This window comes from Mesorhizobium sp. B4-1-4 (assembly GCF_006439395.2).
Taxonomy (GTDB): Bacteria; Pseudomonadota; Alphaproteobacteria; order Rhizobiales; family Rhizobiaceae; genus Mesorhizobium.
In genome coordinates this window covers 3,324,648-3,337,187 of the sequence record NZ_CP083950.1, presented here as the reverse complement: position 1 = coordinate 3,337,187, position 12,540 = coordinate 3,324,648, and the positions used below count along the sequence as shown (strand labels likewise).

The following is a 12,540-nucleotide window of genomic DNA, read 5'->3' as shown; positions in this document are numbered from 1 at the left end:
TTTAGAGGGGTGCACGATGAAAGTCATGGTGACCGGCCATCAAGGCTATATCGGCTCGGTGATGGTGCCGATGCTGCTTCGCGCGGGGCATTCGGTGACGGGCTATGACGCTGATTTGTACCGGCGCTGCACCTTTGCCGCGGGAGGGGAACGGGCATCCGTCCCCTCGATCCAAAGGGACGTGAGGGACGTGCACCCGAGCGATCTCGAAGGTTTCGACGCTGTCATCCATCTGGCGGCTCTTTCGAATGATCCGCTTTCCAATCTCGATCCGGACGTTACTTACGAGATCAACCACAAGGGCAGTGTTCGTTTCGCCAAGGCGGCCAAAGAAGCGGGCGTGTCACGCTTTCTCTTCGCCTCGTCGTGCAGCAACTACGGCCAGGCGGGTGACGACATGGTGGACGAAACCGGGGAGCTGAATCCGATCACTCCCTATGGGTGGTCCAAGGTGCTTTCGGAGCGGGATATTTCCGAACTGGCCGACAGCAACTTCTCGCCTGTCTATTTCCGGCCTGCCACTGCCTACGGCCTGTCGCCCCGGCTCCGCTTTGACATCGTGCTGAACAATCTGGTCGCCTGGGCGGTGACCAAAGGCGTGATCCTCCTGAAATCCGATGGGACGCCGTGGCGGCCGATCGTCCATATCGAGGATATTTCCAGAGCGTTTATCGCCGGGCTCGGGGCTAGGCGGGATGTGATCCACAACGAAGCCTTCAATGTGGGGCAGACGGAGCACAATTACAGGATTCGCGACATAGCCGAGATAGTCGCCGACGTGGTGCCCGGCTGCCGCCTGGAGTACGCGTCGGATGCCGGGCCGGACAAACGTTCCTACCGCGTAAGCTTCGAGAAAATTGCACGCGCCCTTCCCAGCTGCAAGCCGCAGTGGGACGCCCGCAAGGGCGCGGAGCAGCTCTACCGGGCTTATAGACAATCGAATGTCACGCCGGAGGAATTCGAAGGGCCGCGCTTCCAGCGTATCGGTCACATCAGGTACCTTTTGACCAACGGACTTCTGGACGAGCGCATGCGTGTCGCCAATGCCTCAAGGAGGCTGGAGGTTGTGACGGGCTAGTTCAGATGGAACATGTGGATCCTGCCGGGGTGGGCTCATCGCCGACGGCTGTCGGCTTCGGTCAGGAAATCTACGACCTGGCCGGACGGCTCTTTCCGATTTGCAGAAGCATTACGGGCGATGGGGTCCGAGAAACCTTGGACGTGCTGTCCGGGCATATTGACTTGCAACAGCATGAGGTCCCCACGGGCACTCAGGTGTTCGACTGGACTGTTCCCAAGGAATGGAACATCCGCTCGGCCAGGATCACTGCCCCCGATGGGCGGACCGTCGTCGATTTCGCCGATTCCAATCTCCACGTTGTCAATTACAGCTTGCCCTTCAAAGGCATCCTGCCGCTCAACGAGTTGAGGCCACATATCTACACGTTGCCCGAGCAGCCCGAAGCGATCCCATACCGCACCAGCTACTATTCCCCGACATGGGGTTTCTGCATGGCGCACAATCATCTGATGGAGATGTCCGACGAATTCTACCAGGTGGAGATCGATGCTGAGCTCAAAGAGGGCAGTTTGACATATGGCGAATACCTGCATCGCGGACAGACAGAGCGGGAGTTCCTCCTTTCGGCCCACATATGCCATCCGTCACTTGCCAACGATAACTGTTCGGGCCTCGCTCTGCTTGCAATCCTCGCGAGGACGCTCAGGACTAGGAGGACCAAATACAGCTATCGTTTCCTCTTTGCTCCGGGCACGATCGGCGCGCTGACATGGCTGTCCCGCAACGAGACCCGCGCACAACTCATCGACCACGGTCTTGTGCTTTCATGCGTCGGCGACGCCGGTTGCGTGACATACAAGCGCAGCCGCAGAGGCGACGCCTTCATTGACCGCGCCATGGCAAATGTGCTCCGACACGAGCCCGGGGCTAAATTGATGGATTTCTCTCCCTACGGCTATGATGAAAGGCAATATTGTTCGCCGGGCTTCAACCTTCCCGTCGGCATGTTCCAGCGTAGCGTGCACGGAACTTTCCCCGAGTACCATACTTCGGCTGACAACCTCGACTTCCTCAGGCCGGACTGCTTGCAGAATTCATTTCGCATCCTCAATGACGTGATCGACGTCGTCGAGGAGGACTGGACGCCGTTGAATCTCTTCCCCAAGGGCGAACCGCAACTCGGCCGGCGCGGTCTTTATGCCGCCTTGGGAGGGCACAAATCGTCGGGCATAACCTCGATGTCCCTGCTCTGGGTGCTCAATCTTGCGGACGGGCAGCACTCGCTTTTGGCGATGGCTGAGCGCTCCGGCCTGTCGTTCAAAGAGTTGGCCGCGGCTGCGACCTTGCTTTCGGAGCACGGGCTCCTGGACGCGCCCCTATAGTGCCCCGCCGGCGGTTCGCTGCTTGAGCAGCGGCCACGTCCTGTCCCTTTCCGACATCGCTGTCGGCATCAAAGGCCAGCTTATTGAGAAGACGGGATCGTTGTAGCGGAGGCCTGTCGACGCGTGCGGCGTATAGAACTGCGATATCAGATACGAGACCTCGGTATCATCCGTGAGCGTCTGGAGACCATGCGCGCATCCGGCGGGAATATAGATCTGCCTCATGTTCGCGGGCGTCAACTCGCAGCTCAACCACTGGTAACGTGTCGGCGAGTTCGGACGCATGTCCACCACGACATCGAAAATTACGCCGCGTACGCAGGAGACGAGCTTTACCTCGGCATAGGGTTCCTCCTGGAAATGTAATCCCCGCAGCGTTCCTTTTTTTACCGAATGTGCCCTGCTGTGCTGGACAAAGCGCGTAGCCAATCCGAAATCGGCCATCTCCTTTTCGCAGAACAGACGAGTGAAGGATCCGCGGTCGTCGATTACAGACGTCGGCTCGATCAACCAAACACCTTTCAACTCCGTCTCGGTAAACTGCATGTCACCACCAAGCCCCTTCGGTCGGCAAATACCGACAGGAATTCTGGCATCGCAAGCACCAGCCGGAAGAGCTACCTAAGCCTTAGGCGGCTTCGTCGATAGCGGTATGCGGGATCGACGATCTTACCCGTTCGGCTGCGTAATGGCGCCGTAGCCTCATCTGCTTGCCCTTTAAGGATTAAGGCAGCCGACACATTGGCAAATCGAACGCCAAAGCGCTCCGCCTTAGCCTTCAGTTACACGCTCGGGAGCGCGCAGGGGCGGCAGGCTCATCGTCAGACCACAGCGTCTCCGTTTTCTTCCATGTAGGCGGACAAGGAGCAGACAATGAACATTCAGGCCGTCGAAGTCGTTCGCGATCACAATACGATACATAGCAATGTCGGCTGCAGGCTTTGCGGATCGCGCCTGCGGCACAAGCTGGTCGATCTCGGCATGTCGCCGCCTTGCGAGAGCTTTCTGCGGGCTGACCAACTGGACGAGATGGAACGCTACTACCCATTGAACGTCCTGGTTTGCGATACGTGCTACCTGGTGCAGCTCAAGGAATATATGAGCCCCGACTCCATCTTCAGCGAATATGCCTATTTTTCCTCTTTCTCGACAAGCTGGGTAGCTCATGCGAAGGCCTATTGCGAGGGGATCACAAAACGCCTTGGCCTTGGTTCCAACAGCCTGGCGGTGGAGCTCGCCAGCAATGATGGCTACCTGCTTCAGCATTTCTTGCCCCTAGGCGTTCCCGTTCTTGGTGTCGAACCAGCCGCCAATGTTGCGCGCTCAGCGATCGAGAAGGGCGTGCCAACCAGGGTCGATTTCTTCGGGGTCCGCCTGGCACTTCAACTGGTGACCGAAGGGCTTCGCGCCGACCTCATCATCGGCAACAACGTCCTAGCCCAGGTGCCGGACCTCAACGACTTCGTGGCCGGAATGAAGATCCTCCTCAAGCCGGAAGGCGTCATCACCCTTGAGTTCCCCCATATTGAACGGCTGATGGCCGAAAACCAGTTCGACACCATCTATCACGAGCATTTTTCATATTTCTCATTGCTGACCATCGAGGTGATGGCCGCTCGCCACCGGATGCGAGTCATCGACGTCGAGGAACTGCCTACGCATGGCGGCTCGCTTCGTGTCTACCTCGCCAACGAGGACAGCGGTCGCAGTGTAAATGAACGTGTTGCCCAAGTCCTTGATCGAGAAAAGCGGCACGGATTGACGGAAATGGCCACCTACGCCTCGTTCGGCCAAAAGGCACAGCGCGCCAAGCGAGATCTTTTGGCGTTCCTGATTTCGGCCAAGAACGAAGGCAGGAAGATCTGCGGCTATGGCGCGCCTGGTAAGGGCAACACGTTACTCAACTACTGCGCAATCGGCCCCGATTTCCTCGACTTTACAGTCGACCGAAATCCCTACAAGCACGGCCGCTTCACGCCAGGCATGCACATTCCCATCAAGCCGATCGACGCGATCGATCACGCGAAGCCGGACTACATATTGATCCTGCCATGGAACTTGAAGGACGAGATTATCCGGCAGATGCATCACACCGCCGGCTGGGGCGCGAAATTCGTTGTGCCGATTCCTTTCGTGACAGTGATCGATCCATCGGAGTTACCGAAATGAAAGTCGTGCTTTTCTGTGGTGGCCGCGGGACACGGATACGCGACTATTCCGACAGCATACCGAAACCGATGATCCCGCTAGGCCATCAGCCCATCCTGCGCCACGTCATGCAGTGGTACAGCGATTACGGGCATGACGAATTTATCCTGTGTCTGGGCTACAAGGCCAACATCATCAAGGACTTCTTCCTGAACACGAAGCCACAGACCTTTTCTGACTGCGTGGTCACGCAGGGCGGCCGGGACGTCAAGCTGCTCGGCGACATCGTCAGGGACTGGAGCATTACCCTGCTCGACACAGGCATCTGGCGCAACATTGGAGAGCGCCTTTGGGCCGCCAGGGACCATGTCAGGAACGAGAATATGTTCATGGCCAACTATTCAGATGGGCTGACCAATGTCGACCTCGGCGACATGATCGCTAAATTCGAGTCGAGCGGCAAAATCGGATGCTTTCTCGCTGTACGGGCGCCGCTGACATATCATTTGGCCGACATAGCTGAAGACGGCCGTGTGCGGGAGTTCCGCACAACGGAGACGTCTGAGATCTGGATCAATGGTGGCTATTTCGTGTTCCGGCCTGAGATCTTCGATTACATGCGTGACGGCGAGGAACTCGTCCTCGAGCCGTTCAAGCGATTGATCGATGACAACATGCTCATGGCCTACAAACACGAGGGGTTCTGGCGTTCGATGGATACGCTGCGCGATTGGCAGTCGCTCGAGGACATGGTCGAAAAAGGCGACATGCCCTGGAATCGCAAGATCACCGACGAGAAACTTAGACGCAGCATGGTGATGGCTGCATCATGAAGGGGCTTGGCCTCGCGCGCCGAGGGGAGGAACTTTCGGTCCTCTGCCTTGGAGCCCACTCCGACGACATCGAAATAGGCGCTGGAGGCACAATTCTCAGCCTGATTGCTTCGGGAGTGAAACTCCACGTCCATTGGTGCGTGTTGAGCGGCGGCGGTCAGCGATCGGCCGAAGCCAGGGCGTCGGCCAAGGCTTTCCTTCAAGGCTCCAACTCGTCCCATGTCGACGTCGCGGATTTTGAGGACAGCTACTTCCCAGTTCAAAGTCGACAGATCAAACACTGGTTGATTGATGTAAGGTCAAGGATCGATCCCGACGTCGTGTTCACACACGCCAGGCTCGATGCCCACCAGGACCATCGGGAGGTCAACCAGCTGACTTGGAATGTCTTTCGTGACCAACTCGTGCTCGAATATGAGATCCCGAAGTGGGACGGCGACCTTGGCCAGCCCAATGCATACGTGCCGCTTGCGGCCGACGTCCTGGAACACAAGATCGAGCTTCTCCATGAGCACTTCGGGACGCAGCGTTCCAAGGACTGGTTCGACCGTGATACCTTCGTTGGGCTTGCGAGATTGCGCGGAATGGAATGCAGGGCGCCGGAGCATTTCGCTGAGGCGTTCACTGTCAGAAAGGCGAGAATTTTCTAGCAGTGGCCGATGTTTATCGGGGAGGTGGGGCTTCCCAGGCAAAACCAGGCGCCAACCCGCTGCACAGGGCTGGGGGTGGGGCCACAGTGGGGAACTCCCGTCGCTAGTTATTTGGGCGAGCCGATGCGAGACCGAGGACAGCCCCGAGACGAAGAGACGGCAGGCCGGTACCCAACCCGCGGATGAGAGGCTGATCAACCGTCATCTCTGAGCTCCACCCCAGCTCTGTGCAGCTTCAGTCGATCCGACCGCATGGCAAACCTGCCAAGTAGGCGAGCCTTGTTGCCTTCAACCTTAGCAGGCAATATGAGAGACTAGCTCGCCGCCGCTGAAATTCGCACATCGTTGCCTTCGTTAAATCGACGGAAGACCACCTGGGACGGGCGCCCGATCAAGAGCCGGTCCGTTCCCGATTCCAGGGCCTGCGCATACACCGCCAATGCGCTGTCGACGGCTTCTATGGTCTTCATGATCGCCGCATTGTCGTGAGTATAGCTGACGACCAATGACGGCATGAGCACTCCGCGTTTGATCGTTTCTTGAAGGAAAAGGGAGCGATATGCCTGCGACGGCTTGCCATCGCGATCGAGCGTGGCAAACGCCAAGCAGCAGGGGCGGCCGACGACCTTGAAGTGGCCATCCACGCCGTGACGTCTGGCAGCTTCCGTGATCCCATCCCTAAGCTTTGTGCCCTGAAGGTGCAGGTGCTCGATGACAGGCTCGGTCTGGTACGTTCGCATGGTCGCGATAGCCGCCGCAAGCGCATGGGTTTCCGCGCCGTGCGTGGTCGACAGCAGAAACACCCTTGGTCGGTCGGTATGCTCCAAGCCACCAAGCCGCATGTATTCACGCTTGCCTGCCAGGGCAGAGACCGAGAAGCCATTCCCAAGCGCTTTGCCGAACGTCATAAGGTCCGGTTCGATGCCATAGAGTTTCTGAGCTCCGGCTGCATGCCACCGAAATCCGGTAATCATTTCGTCGAAGATGAGCAGCGCGCCTTTTTCCCTGCAAAGACGCTGGACTTCATGCAGGAAGCCGTCTGCTGGATCGTCTCCGCGGGACGGCTCGAGGATAAAGGCGGCCAGCTTGCCCGGGTATGTGTCGAACAGATCTTTTACGCTAGCGATATCGTTGTAGCGGAAGGTGACGGTAAGATTTCGCACCACCTCCGGAATGCCCGCGTCCATCGGTGTGGTTCCAATGAACCAGTCGTCGGTCGAAAAGAATGGATGGTCGGCGCAACAGGCGACAAGATCGCGGCCCGTGTAGGCGCGAGCAAGGCGCACGGCGCCGGAAGTGGCATGCGAGCCATCTTTGCAGAATTTGACCATCTGCGCGCCGATATGTTCCACAAACGTCTCAGCGCAGTCGACTTCGATCCTTGCGGGTCGCGTGAAATTTGAACCCCCGGGTAGCGCCGCCTCCACGGCTCTCAACACTGTCGGGTAGGCATGCCCCAACCCGACGGAACGGTTGCCCATGCCATATTCAATGTACTCGTTGCCGTCGACGTCCCAGACATGGCATCCAAGACCACGCTCAATGAAGCCCGGTGCGAGAATGGGATACTGATCATCGCCCTTCGCGTAGGTGTGGCAGCCACCCGGGATCAGTTGGCGCGCGCGATCTTGCAACCGGACGGACTTGCGAAAAAAAAGGCTCTGTTCAGACATGTGTGACACTCCAGCAGCGCGTAAAGTGTACATGTCTGGTTCAGAATTTCGCGATCACCAAAAGGCTGGAGGTTAGCACTTATGGCGGATATCAGAAGCTAATCCTAGCATTCATCTCGAACGCGAGACCAACCACAAAAAAGGTAAATGGTGAAGAAGCCACGAAAAATACGGTCCGCCGAGGTGAACCCCAGGGCGGGCCGTCTGAACCAGGATCACTCTGCCGCGGAAGCGCTTTCCCCGAAAAGGTCGTTGACCTTGTAAGCGACCTCTGTCCTGTTGGTCGCCTTCAGCTTCTTCATGATATTTCGGATGTGAACCTTCACAGTGCTTTCGCGCAAGTTCAGTTCGAAGGCTATGATTTTATTCGCCTTGCCGCGCCGAAGCGCCTGAGCCACTTCAGCTTGTCGGTGCGTGAACATAGTGGTCAATGGACGGGTGTCGCGGCTGCCTGAATCGATCAGATGCCGCATGGACAGCACACTGCTGGCCGGTACGAAGATGCCGCCAGCCGCTGCAAGGTTGACAGCTTCGACGCAGACATCAATGCCGACAGAGGTTGGGATGTATCCGCGAGCACCGCATTCAAGTGCTGTCAGTATCTGTGCGAGTTCTTCCGAGTCAGCTAGTAGTATTACCGGAACATACTTGAATTCTGATGAGATCAACCTGATCTCATCTCCGATGTTTCTATCGGTAACTTTGCGTCCGCCAACATTAAATAAAATGGCAGTTAAAGGAGGGTGTGCATCCTTCTTTATGCGCCATTCCTCGATGGTGCCCATGGCGGCAACGGCCATGCCAAGATCGTGATCCTCAAGGGCTGATGCCAGACATTCCCGGTCCAAGGCCCTTCCGTCCAGAATAAGGAGGCATTGTCTATCTGCCTGTTGGTTTTCTCTTCTAGTACTGCTCGACAAAATTTCTGGTTGATTTGTCGAAGCAGCATTATGCAGTCCAACTGTGGTGCCCATTGTAGTTACCCCAACCCTTTTGCCACACAAGACCGCCGATGCGGCCGACACGACTCCCTCAATTTTCTAATTTCTTGAAAGCTTTCCGCCCAGCCCATCGCGAAGGCCCAATCAGGGTGTCTCCTGTCTTGAGCGTTCGCGTTTTCCCCTACGCCAACTCAGAATTGAGTAGTTTATGCTTTACAAGCGGTCGCTAATCTAAGTTAATTTTTTGGTAATTATTTAATTCTGCAGCAGAAGCCGCGCTGATTGGCTCGGGCTGGGATCACGCGTCCGGCAGGCGAATGACGATGGTCGGAGCCGTCATGTTCATCCGACAGGCGATATCTGGGCCCAAGAGTCCTTCTGTGGCGTCTTACCCCAAAGGCTTCATCGACACGCACGTCACTCAAGACAAACATTTGGTTTGTCTGACGTCTGCCCAGGGCGTACTCGGCCTGTCTGCCGAAAGCAGCAGGGTAGGGGGAACCGCTCGCCCCGGCGGCTCCCCCTAGTGGTTTGTGAGCGCAGTCAGGATAACAAACAAAAGCCGCCTTCCAGCATGGCTGATAGGCGAACGGACGCTGACAAACCCCAAATGGATTGCGCTTGAACCTCAGGCGTTTCCGTGGGGGGCAGTCTCGTTTAGCCACTGCCCGTCGCTCTCACCGCTATGCATCACAGTTTCGAAGGCGTCGAGCAACTTCTTGGCAGCTTTGTTGGCAACGTGGGTTTCGGGGTACTGGGCCGTCACTGCCCGCGCACGCTCGTAAATTTCCTTCAGCTGCTTGACCTGCTTGGGTCCAAATGCGCCTACAACCTGGCTGGTCATACCGCTTCTCCTCCTCATGCTGAAACTCTGGAGAACCCGCCCGTTGCCCAGAGCCCCCGCCAGTCCACAATTAACACGCCGTTTCGCGATTGAAAGCCGAGACACCCCGCGATCTGTGTATAAGAGTGACATTTCTCGCGGTCGAGGCGTTCTTTGGTGGGCCCTCGCGAAATAAGGGCTAGCCGTTTGCAGGAAGGGGTAGGCCGGAATGCGAAAAGGCCCACATATCGAAGCATCTGGGATGTGTCAGACATAGTGTGGAATGCGGGACTACGTCGTTTGGGCCTCTTGCCCGGATATCCGTCTGTCGAAATATTCATCTTGAGAAGCGTGTTTCGTAATCGTCACCGGACCAACCGAGCGAAAGGCTCGATCCGCAATGCAGGTGTCCGTGCCGGGTCTGCTGGTGTGCGTGGCTGTTCTGGCCATTGCATACTATTCTCGTGGGGTGCTGATAGTCGGACTGATCGCTTCCCAGGCGTTCGGAGCGACGGCCGTCTTGACCCTAACCTTTCTGGGCGGGTCCTCGCCATTGATCTACACAATGTTCGAGGCTCTGCTGGTGGCAGCTGTCGCCGCGAGACGCCGTATCTGGTTTGACCTTGGAAGCGTGTTCGGGAGCATCCGCCCGGTCTGGATTCTCGCAAGTCTGATGTTTTATGCCATCATCGGAGCATGGCTTTTCCCAAGATTCTTCGCGGGGCAGACTGCGGTCTTTGTCCAGTCGAAAATCCGCGGGACCGTTGTTGAGGCTTCGCTGGCCCCAGTTTCGGGCAACATTTCCCAAACTGGCTATTTCATTCTCGGCGGGCTCACCACCATCGCGCTTTGCACCCTGCTGTTGCATGCTGACCGGCTGGACCAGATACGCCGGGGATTCTTCTTGTGGTGCGGCCTGCACGCCGCCATGGGAATAGTCGATTTTGTCGGCAAGAATGCAGGCGTGGGCGACGTGCTCGCCCCGATCAGAACCGCCAATTATGCGATAATAAGCGATGCTTACGAGGCCGGTTTCGCGCGCATTACAGGACCTTTCTCCGAGGCCTCGTCGTTCGCGGCCGCCTCCCTGGCTTGCCTGGCTTTTTGCTATACGTACTGGAGGAGGACCAAGTCGCCTCTTGCTCAGTGGCTGTCAGGAATCCTGCTTTTTCTGACCATTCTGTCGACTTCTTCGACCGCCTATGTTGGCCTCACCCTGCTGTGTATTCCGGTCGCCCTCTCGATGTCGGCATCAGTCCTTCGGGGAAAGGTCGAGCGGGCGGAGATTTTGATAGCCGTCCTCATGGCTATTGGCGCGGCCGCCATTATGGGCTTCTGCCTCTATCGAGCCGACGCGCTAGATCCCTTCGTCAGGCTTATTAACAGCACCATCATCAACAAAGCTGATTCCGCCTCGGGACATGAGCGCACTTATTGGAACCTCAAAAGCCTGCAGTCCTTTATCGACACCAGCGGCCTTGGGGTTGGTTTCGGCAGTTCGAGGGCCTCAAGCTGGCCGATCGCGGTTCTGTCCCAGCTTGGCTTCGCCGGATCGCTGACGATGGCGATGCTGCTCGGTGTCCTGGCCAGGGGGTTGGGCGGTGTGCAACAAAGGGTAGCGCCTGAGACAGCTGCTGTCGTGATGAGCATCAGGAACGCCGCCTTCGCCGGCATAATTGCCAACTCGGTGTCAGGTGGTAGCGCCGACCCTGGTATCCTATTCTTCGTCGCACTCGCCGTTGTCTCCGCGACAAGAGCCAGTGCCTTACGCACGGCGGCGGGTTTCGAGCGACACAGTCGGTATCACGCGGCGAAGGCCATGCCCGCCATCGACGTCGCCTAGGCCGCCGGCGCGCCCGATGATGTCGTGCCGAGAATGTTTGCCTCGTCCGTGCGCCAACGATCGCGAAAAATTGAACTACTGCTTTCGCAGGCGATCTGGAGGATATCGCAGCCTTTTTGGGAAGTTTGCACGCCACCCCCGCACCCGTACTTTAGAGCGGGTAGCTACGGAGAGTGGTATGAATCAGGCGCAATTCGAAGCGACAGGAAGCGCGCCGATACCTCAGCCGCGTCATGTGGCGGGCACAGGGCTGCAAGTGACTTGGTTCGGCCAATGGAACGTACGGCTGGACGATGCGCTCTCACGGCTGCCCGCGTCCGATGCCTGCCCGCACGGGCTGTTCCGGTTGCTTGCCAGCAATACGATCGGTCACAGGAAACGCATCGCGCTTGTCCATGAGGAAAACACGCCTGTCGCGATCGCGGCGCTCCGCCGGACTCCGGACGAGCGCTGGGTGCCGGTCACGCACTACATCGTTCCCGGTTTTGTCCTGCCGTCGCAGCCAGGCCGGGTTCTGGACGCGGTCGCGAGCTTGGGCGTTACGGTCGACCTCGGATTCTGGCGTTCGGAGCAAGGGCCGCAGAGCCATGGCGCCGTGCGCCGATTCTGGTCCGAGCCGAGTTTCGGGATGGATACGGCAGACGATTTCGAGGCCTATTGGCGAAAGACGGGGGAATTATACTCCATTCGGGCGGCGCGTAGAAAATGCGGTGGTTTTTCTGTCGGCCTTAATCAGCCAGGCGCGGCCGAGTTGATCATCGAGGAGTGGGGCGAGGCCTGGGGGGTTGACCGAGATGAGATTGCGGATCGCGTGGCAGCGGCGGAGTATATGGAAAATGACGGCCGCCTTGTTTCTATTCTTTTGATGGATGAAGATAGAAAAGTTGGTGGAATTACCTGCATAATACATGACGATGAGCTCGTTCATGGCGTGCCATTTAGAAATCACCACTATGACAAATTTGGAGTAGGAAAATATATATTTTATCTTGTATTCGAAGTGGCTCGAAAACTCAATCTCAAGGCAGTCGATTTGGGTGGCGGACACGCGTACAAAAGGCGCTTTGCTCCGACCAAGGGGAGTAAGTACGAGATGCGGGTGTGTGGCAACGTTGTGAGATATCAGTTCGACAGAGCAATGCGGAGGCTGCACCGGGCGACACATGCGGGCCGCCCTGCCGGACACATGGAGCAGCCCGGCCGGGAAATGGGGAGCGTTTAGCCCG

Annotated in this window: 11 protein-coding genes; 7 read left to right on the top strand and 4 right to left on the bottom strand. The window is 57.5% G+C overall.

Features of this window, described 5'->3' with window-relative positions:
• Positions 1 to 16: 16 nt before the first annotated feature.
• Together FJW03_RS15995 and FJW03_RS15990 are read left to right on the top strand one after the other, a co-directional pair.
• Positions 17 to 1,078, top strand: coding sequence for an NAD-dependent epimerase/dehydratase family protein (locus FJW03_RS15995; protein WP_140764189.1), 1,062 nt, complete (start codon positions 17 to 19; stop codon positions 1,076 to 1,078).
• 5 nt (positions 1,079 to 1,083) lie between these two features.
• Entirely contained in the window at positions 1,084 to 2,403 is a 1,320-nt protein-coding gene (locus FJW03_RS15990; protein ID WP_140764186.1) for a DUF4910 domain-containing protein, read from the top strand.
• Here FJW03_RS15990 and rfbC read toward each other — a convergent pair.
• The gene (gene rfbC / locus FJW03_RS15985; protein ID WP_140764183.1) at positions 2,398 to 2,949 is read right to left on the bottom strand and encodes a dTDP-4-dehydrorhamnose 3,5-epimerase; all 552 of its coding nucleotides are present in this window, start codon (positions 2,947 to 2,949) and stop codon (positions 2,398 to 2,400) included. The two genes, FJW03_RS15990 and rfbC, sit on opposite strands and share 6 nt — an antisense overlap.
• 327 nt (positions 2,950 to 3,276) lie before the next feature.
• Here rfbC and FJW03_RS15980 point away from each other — a divergent pair, with 327 nt between their 5' ends.
• From FJW03_RS15980 to FJW03_RS15970, 3 genes are read left to right on the top strand one after another with little or no spacing between them, the layout of a single operon-like run.
• Positions 3,277 to 4,572, top strand: coding sequence for a class I SAM-dependent methyltransferase (locus FJW03_RS15980; protein ID WP_140764180.1), 1,296 nt, complete (start codon positions 3,277 to 3,279; stop codon positions 4,570 to 4,572).
• Complete coding sequence (locus FJW03_RS15975; protein ID WP_140764286.1) at positions 4,569 to 5,384, top strand: sugar phosphate nucleotidyltransferase; 816 nt, start codon at positions 4,569 to 4,571, stop codon at positions 5,382 to 5,384. Before FJW03_RS15980 ends, FJW03_RS15975 begins: the two co-directional genes overlap by 4 nt.
• Entirely contained in the window at positions 5,381 to 6,034 is a 654-nt protein-coding gene (locus FJW03_RS15970; protein WP_140764178.1) for a PIG-L deacetylase family protein, read from the top strand. Before FJW03_RS15975 ends, FJW03_RS15970 begins: the two co-directional genes overlap by 4 nt.
• 314 nt (positions 6,035 to 6,348) lie before the next feature.
• On the opposite strand, the gene FJW03_RS15965 is transcribed toward FJW03_RS15970, so the two are convergent.
• The 3 genes from FJW03_RS15965 to FJW03_RS15955 all read right to left on the bottom strand — a co-directional run bounded on the left by FJW03_RS15965 (position 6,349) and on the right by FJW03_RS15955 (position 9,492).
• A complete protein-coding gene (locus FJW03_RS15965) occupies positions 6,349 to 7,707 on the bottom strand; it encodes a glutamate-1-semialdehyde 2,1-aminomutase (protein WP_140764176.1) in 1,359 nt (452 codons plus the stop codon).
• A 215-nt stretch (positions 7,708 to 7,922) separates the two neighbouring features.
• On the bottom strand, positions 7,923 to 8,681 hold the full coding sequence (locus FJW03_RS15960; protein ID WP_140764173.1) for a response regulator transcription factor: 759 nt from the start codon (positions 8,679 to 8,681) through the stop codon (positions 7,923 to 7,925).
• A 595-nt stretch (positions 8,682 to 9,276) separates the two neighbouring features.
• Positions 9,277 to 9,492, bottom strand: a complete 216-nt coding sequence (locus FJW03_RS15955; RefSeq protein WP_140764170.1) for a hypothetical protein — start codon at positions 9,490 to 9,492, stop codon at positions 9,277 to 9,279.
• A gap of 379 nt (positions 9,493 to 9,871) precedes the next feature.
• Between FJW03_RS15955 and FJW03_RS15950 the strand changes: the two genes are divergently transcribed.
• Both FJW03_RS15950 and FJW03_RS15945 read left to right on the top strand, forming a co-directional pair.
• Positions 9,872 to 11,314 (top strand): hypothetical protein, encoded by a 1,443-nt coding sequence (locus FJW03_RS15950; protein ID WP_140764168.1) that lies wholly within the window; start codon positions 9,872 to 9,874, stop codon positions 11,312 to 11,314.
• Between the two features lie 178 nt (positions 11,315 to 11,492).
• Positions 11,493 to 12,536: a GNAT family N-acetyltransferase gene (locus FJW03_RS15945; RefSeq protein ID WP_140764165.1), complete on the top strand. Its 1,044-nt coding sequence runs from the start codon at positions 11,493 to 11,495 to the stop codon at positions 12,534 to 12,536.
• Positions 12,537 to 12,540: the final 4 nt, after the last annotated feature.

What these genes read in the sequence shown, in the direction of transcription:
- FJW03_RS15995 (WP_140764189.1), top strand. Translation starts at nt 17, where the DNA reads ATGAAAGTCATGGTGACCGGCCATCAAGGCTATATCGGCTCGGTGATG.
- FJW03_RS15990 (WP_140764186.1), top strand. Translation starts at nt 1,084, where the DNA reads ATGGAACATGTGGATCCTGCCGGGGTGGGCTCATCGCCGACGGCTGTC.
- rfbC (WP_140764183.1), bottom strand. Translation starts at nt 2,949, where the DNA reads ATGCAGTTTACCGAGACGGAGTTGAAAGGTGTTTGGTTGATCGAGCCG.
- FJW03_RS15980 (WP_140764180.1), top strand. Translation starts at nt 3,277, where the DNA reads ATGAACATTCAGGCCGTCGAAGTCGTTCGCGATCACAATACGATACAT.
- FJW03_RS15975 (WP_140764286.1), top strand. Translation starts at nt 4,569, where the DNA reads ATGAAAGTCGTGCTTTTCTGTGGTGGCCGCGGGACACGGATACGCGAC.
- FJW03_RS15970 (WP_140764178.1), top strand. Translation starts at nt 5,381, where the DNA reads ATGAAGGGGCTTGGCCTCGCGCGCCGAGGGGAGGAACTTTCGGTCCTC.
- FJW03_RS15965 (WP_140764176.1), bottom strand. Translation starts at nt 7,707, where the DNA reads ATGTCTGAACAGAGCCTTTTTTTTCGCAAGTCCGTCCGGTTGCAAGAT.
- FJW03_RS15960 (WP_140764173.1), bottom strand. Translation starts at nt 8,681, where the DNA reads ATGGGCACCACAGTTGGACTGCATAATGCTGCTTCGACAAATCAACCA.
- FJW03_RS15955 (WP_140764170.1), bottom strand. Translation starts at nt 9,492, where the DNA reads ATGACCAGCCAGGTTGTAGGCGCATTTGGACCCAAGCAGGTCAAGCAG.
- FJW03_RS15950 (WP_140764168.1), top strand. Translation starts at nt 9,872, where the DNA reads ATGCAGGTGTCCGTGCCGGGTCTGCTGGTGTGCGTGGCTGTTCTGGCC.
- FJW03_RS15945 (WP_140764165.1), top strand. Translation starts at nt 11,493, where the DNA reads ATGAATCAGGCGCAATTCGAAGCGACAGGAAGCGCGCCGATACCTCAG.